Consider the following 17,199-nt stretch of genomic DNA (forward strand, 5'->3'; position numbering starts at 1 on the left):
GCCGAGGGTGGGGCACGTCCGATGAGGAGGATGAGGAGGGCCCTGCCGTGCAGAGTTCCATCACGTTCCCGCGGTTGCCCCTCGACGGGCTGCTGCGCCGGGCCGCCGAGCGCGATCCGGACGGCTGCGCCCTCAGGACCGCCGAGGGCGCGCTCACGTTCGCCGAACTCGACGCGCTCACCGACCGGTTCGCGGCGTGCGTCGCGCATCTGACAGGGCGGCCGGGGGCCCGGATCGGGGTGGCCAACACCCTCGGGCCGGAGTTCCCCGCCGCCTACTACGGGGCCGTGCGCGGCGGTGGCACGGCCGTGCTCGTCAACCCGCTCATCAAGGAGGCGGGGCTGCTGCACGTCTTCTCGGCCGCCGCCGTCGAGGTCGCCTTCGTGCCCGCCGCCACCGCGGAACTGCTCGGCGGGTTGCGCGAGCGGCTGCCGGCGCTGCGTGCGGTGGTGGTGGTCGGGCCGGAGGCGGACGGGCTTCCGGGCGGGCTCACCGGGGCGAGGTTCCCGGTGGCCGATCCGGGCGCGGACGCCTGCGTGCAGTTCACCACCGGTACGACGGGACGGCCCCGCGGGGTCCGGCTCAGCCACCGCAACCTGGTGGCGAACGCCGCGCAGACCGCCGCCGCGCACCGGCTGGACGGCGGCTCGGTCACCCTCAACCACCTGCCGCTCTTCCACACCATGCACCTGAACTCGGCCGTGTTCGCGGGCGCCACCCAGGTGCTGTGCACCAGCCCCGACCCGCTGGCCTCCCTCGCGCTGGCCGCCCGTACGGGAGCCACCCACTACTACGGGCTGCCCGCCCGGCTGCACCGGCTCGCCGGGCAGCTCGCGCAGGCCGGCCCGGGGGCCGAGGGGGTGCCCGCCGGGCCCGCGCTGACGGCGGTCCTCTCCGGCGGCACCGCCCTCGCGCCCGCCACGGCCGCGGCGCTCTCCGCTCGGCTCGGCGTACCCGTCGTCCAGGGCTACGGGATGGCCGAACTGTCGCCGCTCTCGCACAGCCAGAGCACCGACGGCGGCCCGGCGGGCTCCGTCGGCCGGGCCGTGCCCGGCACCGAATGCCGGGTCGTGGACCTGGAGGGCCGCCGGCCGCTGGGCGTGTGCGCCACCGGCGAGGTCCAGGTCCGCGGACCCCAGCTGATGGCCGGATACCTGGACCCCGCCGAGGACTCCGGGGTCGACGCCGAGGGCTGGCTGTCCACCGGGGACATCGGATACGTCGACGAGCACGGCGAGCTGTTCCTCGTCGACCGGATCGGGGACGTCTTCAAGTACGACAACGAACTCGTCTCGCCCACCACCGTCGAGAGCGTCCTCGCCGAGGACCCGCGGGTCGCCGACTGCGTGGTCACGGGCTGGCCCGACCCCGTCCACGGCGCCGTCACCTGGGCCGGGATCGTGCTGCGCGAACCGTACGCACCACGCCTCCTCGACACCCTCGACTCGATCGTCGACGGCGCCAACCGGCGCCTGGCCCGCTTCGAGCGGATCCGCCGTGTCGAGGTCGTCGACGCCGTGCCCCGCACCCCCGTCGGCAAGCCGGAGCGGCGCCGGCTGCGGCAGGCCCTGCACAGCCGGGCCGCCCTCGAAGCCGCCGTCTGAGCCGTTCCGCAGCACGTGCCACAAGCACCGCCCCGAGAGAGAGGGACCGCCATGGTGATGTCCGACCAGACCTCGGTGCTCGTCGTGGGAGCGGGGCCCGTCGGCCTCACCGCCGCCCACGAACTGGCCCGCCGGGGCATCCGCGTACGGCTCGTCGACGCGGCGCCCGGACCGGCCGCGACCAGTCGCGCGGTCGCCGTCCACCCGCGCACCCTGGAGACCTTCGACCAGATGGGCGTGGTCGGGCCGGTGCTGGAGAGCGGCCGCCACAACAAGGCCTTCACCATGTACGCCGGCGGGCGGCGCCTGGTGCGGCTCGAAGCCGACTACTCCTCGATGCCCACCCGCTTCCCGTTCACCGTCGTCATCGAGCAGACCCGCACCGAGGAACTGCTGCGCGAGGCCTGCGGACGGCTCGGCGTCACCCCCGAATGGGGAGTGCGGCTGACCGGCCTGCGCCAGGACGAGCACGGAGTGCGGGCCCGCCTGGAACACGCGGACGGCCGGACCGAGGAGTACGCGACCGGCTGGCTCGTCGGCTGCGACGGCGGCCACAGCACCGTCCGCAAGGAGATCGGGCTGGAGCTCATCGGCGAATCCAGCGAGACCTGGGAACTGGCCGACGCCCAGGTCGACTTCGACCTGCCGCCCGACACCATCTACTGGGTGCACACCGGCGGCCAGGCCCTGATGATGGTGCCCTACCTGCGCGACGGCCACTGGCGCCTCCTCGACACCGCGCCCACCGCCCGCGCCGGCACCACCGGCGCCGCCCACGACCTCGCGAGCGCCGAACGATTCTCCGCCCGGCTCAGCGCCGGCCTCGGCCGCGAGGTACGCGTCGGCCGGCCCGAGTGGACCTCCGTCTTCACCTTCCAGCAGCGCATGGTGCCCCGCATGCACGAAGGCCGCGTCTTCGTCGCCGGCGACGCCGCGCACGTCCACAGCCCCGCCTCCGGCCAGGGCATGAACACCGGCATCCAGGAGGCCTACAACCTCGCCTGGAAGCTCGCCATGACCGCGCACGGCCGCGCGGGGCGGGCACTGCTCGACACGTACTCGGAGGAACGCGTCCCCGTCGGGCGCAGGCTCCTCGGCTCCACCAAGCAGGCGACCTTCCTCGTCCAGCTCAAGAACAACCTGGCCGGGGTGATGCTCCCGGCCCTCTTCTCCGTCGTACGGAGCGCGCCGCCGCTGCGCCGCAAGATCCAGCGCAAGGTCCTCGGCGGGATGTCCGGGCTGCTCCTCGGCTACCCCGACTCCTCCCTGAACGCGGCCGGTGACGAGGAGCTGCGGGTCCCCGCCGGATCGCGTGCCGCCGCCGTCGCGGCCGCCCTCCCCGCCGGCCCGGCGGCCACCGCGCTGCACGCCGAACTCCGCGACATCCGCTGGACCCTGCTGTACGCGCCCGACGGCGACGAGGCGAGCGCCGCCGCCGAGGGCGCCGCCGCCACCGCCCGGGACTGGCTCTCGGTCCGGGCCGTCGGCGCCGGCGCCGGCAGCGCGCCCTGGCCGCTGCCCGACCCCGACGGCAGGCTGCGCGACGCACTGGGCCTGGCCTCCGGCGGCTGGGTGCTGATCCGCCCCGACGGCTACCTCGCCGCCGGCGGCCGCAGCCTCACCGCGCGGCGGCTGGAGGACGCCCTGGCGGTGCTCGGTCCAGCGCTCCTCCACCGCTCCTCGAACGCCTCCCCAGCGGATCGGGACACGGTCAGGACAACCACCCGAGTCCTGGAGGGACGACGATGACGGCGACGACTGACGACGCGGTGCCCGCCACCCCCGTGGCCCTGGTCACCGGTGCGACCAGCGGGATCGGCCTGGCCGTGGCCCGTGACCTGGGCCGGCGCGGCCACCGGGTGTTCCTGTGCGCCCGCGACCGGGTGGCCGTCAAGCAGACCGTCGAGGACCTGCGCGCGGAGGGCCTGGAGGTCGAGGGCACGGCCGCCGACGTCCGCGTCAAGGAGGACGTCGTACGGCTCGTCGCGGCGGCCGTCGAGACCTTCGGCCCCCTGAGCGTCCTGGTCAACAACGCCGGTCGAAGCGGTGGCGGCCGCACCGCCGACATCGCCGACGACCTCTGGTACGACATCATCGACACCAACCTCAACAGCGTCTTCCTGGTGACCCGCGAGGCGCTGCGGGGCGGCGGACTCGGCAGCGGCCCGTACGGCCGGATCATCAACATCGCCTCCACCGCGGGCAAGCAGGGCGTGGTGCTCGGCGCCCCGTACACGGCCTCCAAGCACGCCGTCGTCGGCTTCACCAAGTCCCTCGGCAAGGAACTCGCCACCACCGGCACCACCGTCAACGCGGTCTGCCCGGGATACGTCGAGACGCCGATGGCCGCCCGGGTGCGCGCCGGGTACGCGGGCGTCTGGAACAAGACCGAGGAGGAGGTCCTGGAGGAGTTCGAGGCGAAGATCCCGCTGGGCCGCTACTCGACCCCCGAGGAGGTCGCGGCCCTCGTCGGCTACCTGACCACGCCGCTCGCGGCATCGATCACGGCCCAGGCGCTCAACGTCTGCGGCGGGCTGGGGAACTTCTGATGACCACCTCCCTCCCGGAGACCGGGCGCCTGCACCGCACCTCGCACGCGATCGAGGTCGCCGCCCCCGCGGGCGTGGTCTACGGCCTGATCGCGGACGCCGCCAAGTGGCCGCTGTACTTCCCGCCCAACGTCCACGTGGAGCGGCTCGCCTTCGACGGGGTGAACGAGCACCTCGCCGTGTGGGCCACCGCCAACGGCCGGACCACGTCGTGGACCTCCCGCCGCGTCCTCGACGCGGCCGCCCGCCGGATCGAGTTCCGGCAGGAGGTGCCCGCCGCCCCGCTGTCGGCGATGACCGGCACCTGGGGCGTGGAGGCGCTGGGCGCCGAACGCTCCCGGCTGACCCTGCTCCACGAGTTCTCCGTGGCCGGCGACCGGTCCGAGGACGTGGACTGGGTGAACCGGGCCACCGACACCAACAGCCGCGCCGAGCTGGGCAACATCGCCCGCCTCGGGGAGCGCTGGGGCCGGCTCGACGCGCTCGTCATGTCCTTCGAGGACACCGTCCACGTGGCGGCGCCCCCCGGGGACGTCTACGCCTTCCTGGAGAACGTCGGCGAGTGGCCGAAGCTGCTCCCGCACGTCTCCCGGCTCGACGTGACGCAGGACGGCCCGGTGCAGGTGATGTCGATGGACACGCTGACCGCCGACGGCTCCGCGCACACCACCGACTCGGTGCGCGTCTGCTTCCCCGAGGCCGGCCGCATCGTCTACAAGCAGACCCGCACCCCCGCCCTGATGGAGGCCCACACCGGCTCCTGGACCGTGACCGGCGACGCGCACGGCACCGCCGCCACCTCCCGGCACAGCGTCGTCCTGCGCGAGGACAACATCACCGCCGTGCTCGGCGAGGACGCCGATCTGCGCTCGGCGCGCTCCTACGTCCGTACGGCACTGGGCCGCAACAGCACCGCCACGCTCAATTTCGCGAAGCGGTACGCAGAGGACCGCTAGCGGGTCTGTTGCCGGAGGGCGGCGGCGGCTCCAGCCGTCCTCCAGTGCGGTCGTCGACGCTCGAAGACCGGTACGGGCAACCAACTCGCGGGGGGCAGCGATGAGACGCGTGGTCATCACCGGCATCGGGGTCGTCGCCCCGGGCAAGCCCGGTACCAAGGAGTTCTGGTCCCTGCTGACCTCCGGGCGCACCGCGACCCGCACCATCACCCTCCTCGACCCCGCCCCCTACCGCTCTCAGGTCGCCGCCGAGGCAGACTTCGACCCGCTGGAGCACGGCTTCGGACCGTCGGATGTCCATCGGCTCGACCGGGCGGCGCAGTTCGCCCTGGTCAGCGCGCGCGAGGCGCTGGCCGACAGCGGGGTGGCGGGGTCGCTCGACCCCACCCGGTGCGGGGTGACCCTGGGCAGCGCGCTGGGCTGCACCACCGGCCTGGAACGCGAGTACGCCACCGTCAGCGACCGCGGCGAACGGTGGCTCGTGGACCACGCCCGGGCCGCCGAGCAGCTCTACGACTTCTTCGTGCCCTCCTCGATGGCGGCCGAGGTCGCCCGCGCCGCCGGGGCCCGGGGGCCGGTCTCCCTCGTCTCCACCGGCTGCACCTCCGGCCTGGACGCCATCGGGCACGCCGTCGACCTGGTCCGCGAGGGCAGCGCCGACGTGATGGTCACCGGGGCCGCCGAGGCGCCGATCTCACCCATCAGCCTGGCCTGCTTCGACGCGATCAAGGCGACCACGCCCCGCAACGACGACCCGGCCGGCGCCTCACGGCCCTTCGACCGCACCCGCAACGGATTCGTGCTCGGCGAGGGCGCGGCCGTCCTCGTCGTCGAGGAACTGGAACACGCCCGGCGGCGCGGCGCGCACGTCTACGCCGAGATCGCCGGTTTCGCCTCCCGCAGCAACGCCTACCACATGACCGGACTGCGCCCCGAGGGCACGGAGATGGCCGAGGCGATCCGCCTCGCGCTCGACGAGGCACGGCTGGACCCGGGCGCCGTCGACTACGTCAACGCGCACGGCTCCGGCACCAAGCAGAACGACCGGCACGAGACCGACGCCTTCAAGCGCAGCCTCGGCGAACGCGCCCACCAGGTACCCGTCAGCTCGATCAAGTCGATGATCGGGCACTCCCTCGGCGCGGTCGGCGCCCTCGAAGTGGCCGCCTGCGCCCTCACCATCGAGCACGGCGTCGTCCCGCCGACCGCGAACCTGCACGAGCCCGACCCGGCCTGCGACCTCGACTACACCCCGCTCACCGCCCGCGAACAGCGCACGGACACCGTCCTGACGGTCGGCAGCGGCTTCGGCGGCTTCCAGAGCGCCATGATCCTGACCCGCCCGAGCCTGAAGGCAGCCGCATGAACGCCGTCCTCGCAGCGCCCGCGACCACCGCCGTCTTCACCGGGATCGGAGTCGCGGCCCCCGGAGGGCTCGGCACCGCGGCCTGGTGGGCCGCCGTCCTGCGCGGCGAGAGCGGCATCGGCCCCGTCACCCGCTTCGACGCCTCCCCGTACCCCGTCCGCATCGCCGGGGAAGTGCCCGGCTTCGTCGACGAGGACCACGTCTCCAGCCGGCTCCTGCCACAGACCGACCGGGTGACCAGGCTGTCGCTGGCCGCAGCGCAGGAGGCCATCGACGACTCCGGCGCCGAGATCGCCGCCCTGCCCCCGTACGCGGCGGGCGTGGTCACCGCGAACTCCTCCGGCGGCTTCGAGTTCGGCCACCGCGAACTCCAGGCCCTGTGGAGCCAGGGCCCGCAGCACGTCAGCGCGTACCAGTCCTTCGCCTGGTTCTACGCCGTCAACAGCGGCCAGATCTCCATCAAGCACGGGCTGCGCGGTGCCTCCGGCGTCGTCGTCTCCGAACAGGCCGGCGGCCTCGACGCGGTGGCGCACGCCCGCCGCCAGCTCCGCAAGGGAGCCCGACTCGTGGTGACCGGCGGCCTCGACTCCACCCTGTGCCCCTGGGGCTGGGCCGCCCACCTCGCCGGCGGCTCCATGAGCACCGTCCCCGACCCCGCCCGGGCCTACCTGCCCTTCGACGAGGACGCCTCCGGCCACGTGGTCGGCGAGGGCGGCGCGCTGCTCGTCATGGAGGACGCCGCGAGCGCCGCCGCCCGCGGCGCCCGCGTCTACGGCAGCCTCGCCGGGCACGCGGCCACCTTCGACGCCTCCCCGCACGAGCCGCGCCTCGCCGACGCCGCACGGCTCGCGCTCGCCGACGCCGGGATCGGACCGGCCCACGTCGACATGGTCTTCGCGGACGCCGCGGGCGAACGGGCGGCCGACCGGGCCGAGGCCGAGGCCATCGCCGCCGTGTTCGGCCCGTACGCGGTGCCCGTCACCGCGCCCAAGAGCATGGCCGGACGGCTCTCCTCGGGCGGAGCCGCCCTCGACCTCGCGGCCGCCCTGCTCGCCCTGCGCGACCAGGTGGTCCCGCCGACCACCGGTACCGTGCGGCCCGCCGCCGACTGCCCAGTGGACCTGGTCACCGGCACCCCGCGCACCGGGAAGGCGCTGCGCACCGCGCTGGTGCTGGCCCGGGGCCGGGGCGGCTTCAACGCGGCGGCCGTCGTCCGCGCCGCCTGACACACGACACACGCAACGGAAGAGAGGCAGTTCCATGGGACAGGAGCGGTTCGAACTGGCGGACCTGGTCAGGCTGCTGCGCGAATGCGCGGGCGAGGCCGAGGGGGCCGACCTCGACGGCGACATCCTCGACGCGTCGTTCGGGGACCTCGGCTACGACTCGCTGGCGATGCTGGAGACCACCGGCCGCGTCGAGCGCGACCACGCCGTCGTGCTCGACGAGGAGGAGCTCGACGAGGCGTACACCCCGCGCCGCTACCTCGACATGGTCAACCGGGCACTGGCCGCCTCGCGGGCCGCCGTCTGAGCGCACCGACCGCACCGACCGCACCGACCGCCGGGTCGGCCCGGCAACCCGTCGACCCCTCCCCGAACGGTCCTCAAGCGGCCTTCCAGCCGCCTTCCGGCGCGCTCCGGCACATTCGTGACCCCAGGGCGAGAGAGGTGGACCGATGTCACTCGAGCGGACACATCACAGGGCTTACACGGTGGACATGGACGCACCCGCCGGCGTGGTGTACGGACTGATCGCCGACACCACCCAGTGGCCCCTGCTCATGCCGCCGAGCGTGCACGTGGAGCGGCTCGACTTCGACGGGACCGAGGACCGGTTCCAGATGTGGGTCACCGCCAACGGCGAGGTGAAGTCGTGGTTCTCCCGCCGGGCCATGGACCCCGTGGGCCGGCGCGTCGAGTTCCGCCAGGAGACCCCCGCGGCGCCCGCGCTCAGCCTCGGCGGCCGCTGGACCGTCGAGGAGCTCGGCACCGGCCGGTCCCGCCTCACCCTCGACCACGACTTCACCGTGGCGGAGGACCGGCCCGACGACGCCGCCTGGGTGGGCCTCGCCACCGACACCAACAGCCGCGCCGAACTCGACCGGATCAAGGAGGCCGCCGAGCGCTGGGAGCGCCTCGACGACCTGGTCCTCACCTTCGAGGACGAGATCAAGGTCCAGGCGCCGCCTGAGCTCGTCTACGACTTCCTGTACCGGGTCGACGCCTGGCCCGCGCACCTGTCCCACGTCACCCGCGCCGAGGTCACCGAGGACGCCCCCGGCATCCAGCACCTCACCACCGACACCCTCGGCGCCGACGGCGTCCGCCAGACCACCGAATCCGTACGGATCTGCTTCCCGGCCGCCTACCGGCTCGTCTGGAAGGAGACCCCGGCCACCCCGCTGTTCGCCGCGCACACCGGCGAGTGGGCGCTGTTCCCCGACGAGACCGGCGTCACCGCCGTCTCCCGGCACAGCGTCCTGCTGCGCGAGGAAGCCGTCGAGTCTGTCTTCGGCCCCGGTGCGAACCTCGCCGACGCCCGCGCGTACGTCCGCCAGGCACTCGGCCGCGACAGCACGGCCACGCTGGCCGTCGCCGCACAGCACGCGGAATCCGCCGTCCGCAGCCTCTGAACGGGGAGTTGACCTCCGCACATGACGACCTCCCTGGCCCCCGCCGGCCCGCACGCCGGCCCGCCCGTCACCGTCGCCGGGCAGCTGGGCGCCCCCGAGGCGGCCGCCCGGGCGGCCCGCCTCGAAACGCTCCTCGGCGACCCGCACGACCCGGCGAACCCGCACGGGATCGCGGCCCTCGCCGAAGCCGACTCCCGGCGCACGCCCCCGGCCGCCACCGAGGAACTGCTCGCCGGGGCGCGGCTCGGCGCCGAGTTCGTGCCCGCCGGGGACGGCGGCCGGCTCACCCGCGCCGACCTGCTCGCGCAGGTGCTGCGCCCCGTGTTCCGGCGCGACGTGGCCCTCGGCTTCGGGTACGGCATCACCTCGCTGTTCGCCGCCGCCCCCGTATGGGCCGAGGGCGGCCCCGAGCAGCGCGCGGAACTCGCGGCGGTGCTGCTGGGCGGGGGCCGGGCGTCGATCGTGCACCACGAGCTCGCCCACGCCAACGGCATCCTGCGCGACGAGTTCACCGCCGAACCGGAGCCCGCCGGCTACCGGCTCGGCGGCAGCAAGGACGTCATCCTCAACGCGGCCCGCTCCGGGGCGTACGTCGTCTACGCGCGCACCGCCCCGGCCCGAGGCCCGCGCAGCCACTCCGTCTTCCTGCTCGGCACGGACGCCATCGCGGACGCCCGCGCGGCGGGCCGGCTCACCCATCTGCCCCGCGTCCCCATGAACGGCATGCGCGGGGGCCTCTTCTCCGGACTGCGGTTCGAGGACTTCCCGCTGCCCGGGAACGCCCTGGTGGGCGCCGAGGGCCAGGGCGTGGCCCTGGCACTGCGCACCTTCCAGGTCAACCGCTGCCTGATCCCCTCCCTGGCCGTCGCCGCGGCGGACACCGTCCTGCACTCCGCCGTACGGGCCGTCACCGAGGGCCGCACCGCGCCCCTGGCCCGGCGCTGGCACAAGCCGCTCGCCGGGGTGTTCGCCGACCTGCTGGCCGCCGACAGCATGGCCACCGTGTCGCTGCGCGCCCTCGGCCTGCTGCCCGAGCACGTCAACGTACTGGCCGCGGCCGTCAAGTACGTCGTACCCGACATGATCCGGGAGGACCTGGAGGAGCTGGCCGGTGTCCTCGGCGGCCACGGCTACGTGCGCGGCGACGCCCAGTACGGGGCCCTCGACAAGCTGGTGCGCGACCTGCCGGTGGCCGGCCTCGGCCACGCCGGGACCGCCGCCTGCCAGGCCGTCATCGTGCCCCAGCTGCGCACCCTCGCCGAACGCTCCTGGTTCCGCATGCCCGAGCCGCCGCCCGGCCTCTTCGGCGGCGGGGCGCAGCTGCCCGCCCTGGACTACCGGCAGCTGGGCATCGCCGGCGGCGACGACTTCCTCGCGGCGACCCTCGTCGGCGCCGCCGACCGGCTCGGCGGGGCCCGGTCGTTCGGCGGCCAGATGGCCGCGCTCGCCGAACTCGCCGACGGGTTCGTCGGCGAGCTGCGCGAACTGCGCACCCGGTGCGCGGCCCTGCCGGCGGGCCGGGCCACGCAGGCCGGCCCCGGAGTGGCGGTGCTCGCCGACCGGTACGCGCTGGTCTTGGCGGCCGCCTCGGTCCTCGGCATCTGGGAGGCGCAGGACGGCTCCGACCCCTTCCTCGCCGACCCGGCGTGGGCGGTGCTCGCGCTCACCCGGATCGGCAGCCGCCTCGGCATCGCCGTGCCCGACCTGCCCGAGGGCTGCCTCGCCCAGGTGCTCGACGAGCTGATCCGCCGCCACCTCGCGGGCCGCAGCTACGACCTGGACGGGACGGAGCTCATCCGATGAACCCCGCACCCGTCGATCCGGCACCGGTCAACCCGGCGGCGGCGCCGCCCGTGCACGTAACCGGCCCGGGCGGGCCCTGGGAAGAGGTCTCCGCAGGGCTGGAGGCGCGCGGTAGCGTCGTCGTGTACGCGACCTGGGGGGAGTGGCTGACCGCCGCCCTCGCCGACACCTCGCTGCGCCCGTTGCTCGGCCGGGACTGGCAGCGCTACCGGCGCACCCCCGACGCGGCGGTCCGCTACCGCTTCGTCACCTCGCGCATGGTCGTCAAGTACACGGCGGCCGCGGCGCTGCGCACCGAACCGGCCGCGCTCGACCTCTCGTACCGGATCGGCGGGCGCCCGTACATCCGCGGCATGAGCCAGATCGACCTCAGCCTCAGCCACACCGAGGACATCATCGCCGTGGGGCTCAGCCGGGTCGGCCGGATCGGCGTGGACGTGGAACCGGCCGGCCGGCGGATGTCCTTCGAACTGCTGCGGGACCGCGTGTGCATCCCCTCCGAGGCCGCCGAACTCGGCCGGATGCCCCCGGACCGGCAGGCCGCCGAGATGCTCCGGCTGTGGACCCTCAAGGAGGCCTACACCAAGGCCCTGGGACAGGGACTGAGGCTGGGGTTCACGGAGTTCGGCTTCGGCCTGTCCGACGGCGCGTTCCTCGGGCCGGACGGCCGGCCGGCGGCGGGGGAGGCCTCCTGGTGGTTCGCCACGCACCGCGTGCTGGGGCGGTACCTGCTCAGCACGGCCTGTTCCGACGCGGGACTGGACCCCGCCGGGGACACGGCCGTCGACACGATGTTCGACGAGGGCTTCATGCAAGCCGTGGAGGCCGAACTCGAAGCCGGCTGACACCCCCGAGACCGCCGACACCCCCCAGGTACCCGACAGGAGAGGAGGAACGAACGCGATGAGCGCGGCCAGACAGAGCTTCCGCACGGGCACCGGCCCGCGCCCGCTGCCCGTACCCGCCTCGGCCCTCCAACGGGACCTGCTGCTCGACACGCTGGTCCGCCCGGGCGCCGGCGTCCACACCGGGCAGCTGCTGGTGCGCTGGTACGGGCCCCTGGACGCGGACCGGTTCACCGCGGCCTGGCAGGCGCTCCACGACTCCGACGCCGCCCTGCGCACCGCGCTCGCCGACCCCGCGGGCGGGCTGCCCGCGATGGCCGTCCACCCCCGGGTCGAACCCCGTATCACGCGCGCGGACCCGGACGGCGCCGACTGGCACACCCTCGTCCAGGCCGAGCGGCTGCGGGAGTTCGACCTGCGCCGGCCGGGGCAGCTGCGCATCCTGCTGCTGGAGGGGACCGCGCCGCCCGGGGCCACGCGGATCCTGTTCACCTACCACCACGCCTTCCTCGACGGGCGCAGCGTGCGCGGGCTGCTGCGGGCGTTCCTGCGCGCCTACGCCGCCGACGGCCGTCCGCTGGGCGGCGAGCGCCGGCCCGACGTACGCGACCACGCGCACTGGCTGGCCCGTCAGGACACCTCCGCCGCCCGGGAGTTCTGGGCGCACGCCGCCCCGCCGCCCGGGGCCGCGACCCTGCCCGCGCTGCGCTCCGCGCTCGCGGGCGAGCCGGACCGGGCCGGCCACGGGTGGAGCCGGGAACGGCTCACCCGGTCCGAGGCCGAGCGGCTGCGGGCCTGGGCGGCGGGCCGGGGGGCGAGCGAGTCGACGGCCCTGCACGCGGTGTGGGCGCTGCTGCTGTACCGGGCCGCCGTCGACGGCGGGCACCCGGACCCGGTGCCCGTCGCGTTCTCCGCGGCCGTCTCCGGCCGGGGCATCGGCCTCGCCGGCGCCGAGCTGCTCTCCGGAACGCTGCGCAGCTCGCTCCCGCTGTCGGTGCGCCTGCGCGCCTCGACGCCGCTGGCGCTGCTGCTGGAGGAGCTCGGCGGGCAGGCGCTGGACCGGGCGGCGTACGAATGGGTGTCCGCGGGCCAGATCGAGGAGTGGGCGGGCCGGCACGACGGCACGGAGGCCGCGCCGACGCCGCCGCCCGTCGAGTCCCTCGTCGTCCTCGAACCGGGCTACGGGACCGACGCCGCCCTCGACGCCGTCGCGCACGAACTCGCCGCCGAGGGCGTGCGGGTGGACGCGCCCGAGGTGATCGAAGGGCACGCCGCGGTGCCTTTCACCCTCGTCGCCCACCACGACTCCGGGGGCGGGCTCCTCCTGACCGGCATCCACGACCGCGACGGCCTCCCGGACACCGCCGCGGCCGCCCTGCTCGCCCAGGCCGCCATGCTGCTGAGCTCCCTGCCCGACGGGCGGACCGCCCAGGACGTGGCCGGGGCCCTGGAACTGCTCGACGGCGTGCCCGTACCCCTGGCACGGCCCCGACCGGCCGCTCCGGCGCGGATCCTGCGGGCGGCCGCCCGGCCCGGGGCGGGCACGATCTGCCTGCTGCCGCCGCCGGGTGCACCGCCCGGCTGCTACGACGGGCTGCCCGAGCTCTACGACGGCCCACAGGCCCTGGCCACCCTGGGCACCGCGCCCGACGGGCAGGACGCGGTCCGGTGCCTGCGGGCCCTGCGGCCCGCGCTCGCCCGGGGCGAACCGGTGCTGCTCGGCGGCTTCTCCGGAGCCGGCGACGCCGCCCGGCAGGCCGCCGAACGCGTCGCCGCGCACGGTTGGCCCGCGCCGCCGGTCGCCATCGCCGGGTCCGCCGACGGCGGCCCGGGCCCGCTGCGGACGCTGGCCCGTGCGCTGGCGGCCGTGGTGTGTAGTCCGCGCTTCGCGTCCACCGCCCCGGCGTCCGGCTCCGTGCCAGCGGTGCCGCCCCCGGACCCCTCAGCCCCCTCAGCCCCCTCAGTCCCCTCCGTTCCCAACCACCAGGAGTGACATGTCCCGCCGTCTGTTCACCTCGGAGTCCGTGACCGAGGGCCACCCCGACAAGATCGCCGACCAGATCAGCGACACGATCCTCGACGCGCTCCTCGCCGAGGACCCGACCTCGCGCGTCGCGGTGGAGACCCTCATCACCACCGGCCTCGTGCACATAGCGGGCGAGGTGACGACGAAGGCGTACGCGCCGATCGCCAAGCTCGTCCGCGAGAAGGTCCTGGAGATCGGCTACGACTCCTCGCAGAAGGGCTTCGACGGCGCCTCCTGCGGCGTGTCCGTCTCCATCGGCGCGCAGTCCCCGGACATCGCGCAGGGCGTCGACACCGCGTACGAGAGCCGGGTCGAGGGGGATGAGGACGAGCTCGACAAGCAGGGCGCGGGCGACCAGGGCCTGATGTTCGGCTACGCCACCGACGAGACACCCGAGCTGATGCCCCTCCCCATTCACCTCGCGCACCGGCTCTCCCGCCGGCTCTCCGAGGTCCGCAAGAACGGCACGCTGCCCTACCTGCGCCCGGACGGGAAGACCCAGGTCACCATCGAGTACGACGGCGACACGGCCGTCCGCCTCGACACCGTCGTCGTCTCCTCGCAGCACGCCGCCGACATCGATCTGGAGGGGCTGCTGGCCCCCGACGTGCAGGAGCACGTGGTCGAGTACGTCCTCGCCCAGCTCGCCGAGGACGGCATCAAGCTCCAGACCGAGGGCTACCGCCTGCTGGTCAACCCGACGGGCCGCTTCGAGATCGGCGGCCCGATGGGCGACGCCGGCCTCACCGGCCGCAAGATCATCATCGACACCTACGGCGGCATGGCCCGCCACGGTGGCGGCGCGTTCTCCGGCAAGGACCCGTCGAAGGTCGACCGTTCCGCCGCCTACGCGATGCGCTGGGTCGCCAAGAACGTGGTCGCCGCCGGTCTCGCCTCGCGCTGCGAGGTCCAGGTCGCGTACGCCATCGGCAAGGCCGAGCCCGTCGGCCTCTTCGTCGAGACCTTCGGCACGGAGAAGACCGAGATCACCAAGATCCAGGCCGCGATCTCCGAGGTCTTCGACCTGCGCCCGGCCGCGATCATACGCGATCTCGACCTGCTGCGCCCGATCTACGCCCAGACCGCCGCCTACGGCCACTTCGGCCGCGAGCTGCCGGACTTCACCTGGGAGCGCACCGACCGCGCCGAGGCCCTCAAGGCCGCCGCCGGCCGCTGACGGCCCACCCTCCTCCCCATCCGCAGCCGCCCCACCCCGCCGACAGCGAGAGCCCGGCCCGACACGCCCCAGGAGAACCCGTGCGTATTGCGGTGACAGGATCCATCGCGACGGATCACCTCATGGCCTTTCCGGGCCGGTTCGTCGACCAGCTCCTTCCCGACCAGCTGGAACACGTCTCGCTGTCCTTCCTCGTCGACTCCCTGGAGGTCCGGCGGGGCGGGGTGGCGGCCAACATCTCCTACGGCCTCGGAGTGCTCGGGCTCGCCCCGCTGCTCGTCGGTGCCGTGGGCCCGGACTTCGGCGAGTACGAGGTCTGGCTCAAGGAACACGGTGTGGACACCGGCGGAGTGCACGTCTCCGCCGACCACCAGACCGCCCGCTTCATGTGCATGACCGACCAGGACTCCAACCAGATCGCCTCCTTCTACGCCGGCGCCATGGCCGAGGCCGCCGACATCGACCTGCGGGGGCTCGTCGCCGACGGCGGCACCCTGGACCTCGTCCTCGTCTCCCCCAACGACCCGGCGGCGATGGTCCGCCACACCGAGGAGTGCCGCGCCCTCGGCATCCCCTTCGCCGCCGACCCCTCCCAGCAGCTCGCCCGGCTCTCCGGCGACGAGGTGCGCAGCCTGGTCGAGGGCGCCCGCTGGCTCTTCACGAACGAGTACGAGTCCGCGCTGCTGCGCGAACGCGCCGGCTGGACGGCGGAGGAGGTGCTCGCCCGCGTCGACACCTGGGTGACCACCCTCGGCTCGAAGGGCGTGCGCATCGAACGCCGGGGCGCCCCGACCGTCGTCGTGGACGCCATCCCCGACGTGCCCGCCGAGGACCCGACCGGCGTCGGGGACGCCTTCCGCTCCGGCTTCCTCGCCGCTACAGCCAAGGACCTGCCGCTGGAGGCCGCCGCCCGCCTCGGCTGCGCGATGGCCGCCCTGGTGCTGCGCGCCGTCGGCTCTCAGTCGTACGAAGCGGACCCCGCCGAACTGCTCCGCACGGTACGGACGGTGTACGGGCGCGAGGCCGAGCAGCAGCTGGAAGCCGTACTGGGCCCGCGGGGAGGCACCTCGTGAACCGGGTCGACGCCCTCCGAGAGGCGTTCGCCACGCGCGTGGTCGTCGCCGACGGGGCGATGGGGACGATGCTCCAGGCGCAGGACCCCTCGATGGACGACTTCCAGCAGCTCGAAGGCTGTAACGAGGTCCTGAACGTGACGCGGCCCGACATCGTGCGCACGGTCCACGAGGCGTACTTCTCGGTGGGTGTCGACTGCGTCGAGACGAACACCTTCGGTGCGAACTACGCGGCGCTCGCCGAGTACGAGATCGCCGAACGCAACTTCGAGCTGTCCGAGTCGGGCGCCCGGATCGCCCGCGAGGTCGCCGACGAGTTCACCGCCTCCACCGGACAGCAGCGCTGGGTGCTCGGCTCCATGGGGCCGGGGACGAAACTGCCCACGCTCGGGCACATCACGTACGACAAGATCCGCGACGCCTACCAGGTCAACGCCGAGGGTCTGCTGTCCGGCGGCTCCGACGCGCTCCTCGTGGAGACCACGCAGGACCTGCTCCAGACGAAGTCGGCCATCATCGGAGCCCACCGCGCCATGGCCGCCCTCGGGGTGTCCGTGCCGCTGATCTGCTCGGTGACGGTGGAGACCACCGGCACGATGCTGCTGGGCTCGGAGATCGGTGCGGCGCTGACCGCGCTGGAGCCGCTCGGCATCGACATGATCGGTCTGAACTGCGCGACCGGACCGGCGGAGATGAGCGAGCACCTGCGCTACCTCGCCCGTAACTCGCGCGTTCCGATCTCCTGCATGCCCAACGCCGGCCTGCCCGTACTGACGAAGGACGGCGCGCACTACCCCCTGTCGGCCTCCGAGATGGCCGATGCGCAGGAGAGCTTCGTCCGCGAGTACGGGCTCTCGCTGGTCGGCGGCTGCTGCGGTACGACGCCCGAGCACCTGCGCCAGGTGGTCGACCGGGTGCGCGGCGCGGCGATCACCGCACGGACCCCGCGTCCGGAGCCGGGTGCGGCGTCGCTGTACCAGACGGTGCCGTTCCGGCAGGACACCTCGTACATGGCGATCGGTGAGCGGACGAACGCGAACGGGTCGAAGAAGTTCCGCGAGGCGATGTTAGAGGCGCGCTGGGACGACTGTGTCGAGATGGCGCGCGATCAGATCCGCGAGGGCGCGCACATGCTCGACCTGTGCGTGGACTACGTGGGCCGTGA

General features: G+C 74.3%; 14 protein-coding genes. All 14 read left to right on the forward strand.

Annotated elements, in window-relative coordinates:
• The first annotated feature begins 47 nt into the window (after positions 1-47).
• Positions 48-1,604 carry a class I adenylate-forming enzyme family protein gene (locus ACFYYJ_RS37455; protein WP_389138910.1) on the forward strand — a complete coding sequence of 519 codons (1,557 nt, stop codon included), beginning with the start codon at positions 48-50 and terminating at the stop codon, positions 1,602-1,604.
• Between the two features lie 51 nt (positions 1,605-1,655).
• Complete coding sequence (locus tag ACFYYJ_RS37460; protein WP_389138912.1) at positions 1,656-3,353, forward strand: FAD-dependent oxidoreductase; 1,698 nt, start codon at positions 1,656-1,658, stop codon at positions 3,351-3,353.
• The gene (locus tag ACFYYJ_RS37465; RefSeq protein WP_385360289.1) at positions 3,350-4,153 is read left to right on the forward strand and encodes an SDR family NAD(P)-dependent oxidoreductase; all 804 of its coding nucleotides are present in this window, start codon (positions 3,350-3,352) and stop codon (positions 4,151-4,153) included. Before ACFYYJ_RS37460 ends, ACFYYJ_RS37465 begins: the two co-directional genes overlap by 4 nt.
• Positions 4,153-5,109, forward strand: coding sequence for an aromatase/cyclase (locus tag ACFYYJ_RS37470; RefSeq protein ID WP_389138915.1), 957 nt, complete (start codon positions 4,153-4,155; stop codon positions 5,107-5,109). The genes ACFYYJ_RS37465 and ACFYYJ_RS37470 overlap by 1 nt, the downstream gene beginning before the upstream one ends.
• Before the next feature lie 100 nt (positions 5,110-5,209).
• The gene (locus ACFYYJ_RS37475; protein WP_385126523.1) at positions 5,210-6,475 is read left to right on the forward strand and encodes a beta-ketoacyl-[acyl-carrier-protein] synthase family protein; all 1,266 of its coding nucleotides are present in this window, start codon (positions 5,210-5,212) and stop codon (positions 6,473-6,475) included.
• Positions 6,472-7,701, forward strand: a complete 1,230-nt coding sequence (locus ACFYYJ_RS37480; protein ID WP_385126524.1) for a ketosynthase chain-length factor — start codon at positions 6,472-6,474, stop codon at positions 7,699-7,701. The genes ACFYYJ_RS37475 and ACFYYJ_RS37480 overlap by 4 nt, the downstream gene beginning before the upstream one ends.
• A 34-nt stretch (positions 7,702-7,735) precedes the next feature.
• Positions 7,736-8,008, forward strand: coding sequence for an acyl carrier protein (locus ACFYYJ_RS37485; protein WP_389138917.1), 273 nt, complete (start codon positions 7,736-7,738; stop codon positions 8,006-8,008).
• 187 nt (positions 8,009-8,195) lie between these two features.
• Positions 8,196-9,110: an aromatase/cyclase gene (locus tag ACFYYJ_RS37490; protein ID WP_389138919.1), complete on the forward strand. Its 915-nt coding sequence runs from the start codon at positions 8,196-8,198 to the stop codon at positions 9,108-9,110.
• A gap of 21 nt (positions 9,111-9,131) precedes the next feature.
• On the forward strand, positions 9,132-10,913 hold the full coding sequence (locus tag ACFYYJ_RS37495; RefSeq protein WP_389138921.1) for an acyl-CoA dehydrogenase: 1,782 nt from the start codon (positions 9,132-9,134) through the stop codon (positions 10,911-10,913).
• Positions 10,910-11,758, forward strand: a complete 849-nt coding sequence (locus ACFYYJ_RS37500) for a 4'-phosphopantetheinyl transferase family protein (protein ID WP_385126530.1) — start codon at positions 10,910-10,912, stop codon at positions 11,756-11,758. The genes ACFYYJ_RS37495 and ACFYYJ_RS37500 overlap by 4 nt, the downstream gene beginning before the upstream one ends.
• A gap of 58 nt (positions 11,759-11,816) precedes the next feature.
• Complete coding sequence (locus tag ACFYYJ_RS37505) at positions 11,817-13,751, forward strand: condensation domain-containing protein (protein WP_389138923.1); 1,935 nt, start codon at positions 11,817-11,819, stop codon at positions 13,749-13,751.
• A 1-nt stretch (position 13,752) separates the two neighbouring features.
• On the forward strand, positions 13,753-14,961 hold the full coding sequence (gene metK, locus ACFYYJ_RS37510; RefSeq protein WP_385360275.1) for a methionine adenosyltransferase: 1,209 nt from the start codon (positions 13,753-13,755) through the stop codon (positions 14,959-14,961).
• An 80-nt stretch (positions 14,962-15,041) separates the two neighbouring features.
• Positions 15,042-16,034, forward strand: a complete 993-nt coding sequence (locus ACFYYJ_RS37515) for a carbohydrate kinase family protein (protein ID WP_385126535.1) — start codon at positions 15,042-15,044, stop codon at positions 16,032-16,034.
• Positions 16,031-17,199: homocysteine S-methyltransferase family protein (locus tag ACFYYJ_RS37520; protein WP_389138926.1), on the forward strand; the 1,169-nt coding region annotated here is incomplete at its 3' end. The genes ACFYYJ_RS37515 and ACFYYJ_RS37520, both read left to right, overlap by 4 nt.

The sequence above is a fragment of the Streptomyces sp. NPDC002467 genome (assembly GCF_042889825.1).
GTDB lineage: Bacteria > Actinomycetota > Actinomycetes > Streptomycetales > Streptomycetaceae > Streptomyces.

Coding starts and splice junctions, on each gene's coding strand:
- ACFYYJ_RS37465 (WP_385360289.1), top strand. CDS start 3,350: ATGACGGCGACGACTGACGACGCGGTGCCCGCCACCCCCGTGGCCCTG.
- ACFYYJ_RS37500 (WP_385126530.1), top strand. CDS start 10,910: ATGAACCCCGCACCCGTCGATCCGGCACCGGTCAACCCGGCGGCGGCG.
- ACFYYJ_RS37470 (WP_389138915.1), top strand. CDS start 4,153: ATGACCACCTCCCTCCCGGAGACCGGGCGCCTGCACCGCACCTCGCAC.
- ACFYYJ_RS37505 (WP_389138923.1), top strand. CDS start 11,817: ATGAGCGCGGCCAGACAGAGCTTCCGCACGGGCACCGGCCCGCGCCCG.
- ACFYYJ_RS37480 (WP_385126524.1), top strand. CDS start 6,472: ATGAACGCCGTCCTCGCAGCGCCCGCGACCACCGCCGTCTTCACCGGG.
- ACFYYJ_RS37490 (WP_389138919.1), top strand. CDS start 8,196: ATGGACGCACCCGCCGGCGTGGTGTACGGACTGATCGCCGACACCACC.
- ACFYYJ_RS37485 (WP_389138917.1), top strand. CDS start 7,736: ATGGGACAGGAGCGGTTCGAACTGGCGGACCTGGTCAGGCTGCTGCGC.
- ACFYYJ_RS37460 (WP_389138912.1), top strand. CDS start 1,656: ATGGTGATGTCCGACCAGACCTCGGTGCTCGTCGTGGGAGCGGGGCCC.
- ACFYYJ_RS37495 (WP_389138921.1), top strand. CDS start 9,132: ATGACGACCTCCCTGGCCCCCGCCGGCCCGCACGCCGGCCCGCCCGTC.
- metK (WP_385360275.1), top strand. CDS start 13,753: ATGTCCCGCCGTCTGTTCACCTCGGAGTCCGTGACCGAGGGCCACCCC.
- ACFYYJ_RS37475 (WP_385126523.1), top strand. CDS start 5,210: ATGAGACGCGTGGTCATCACCGGCATCGGGGTCGTCGCCCCGGGCAAG.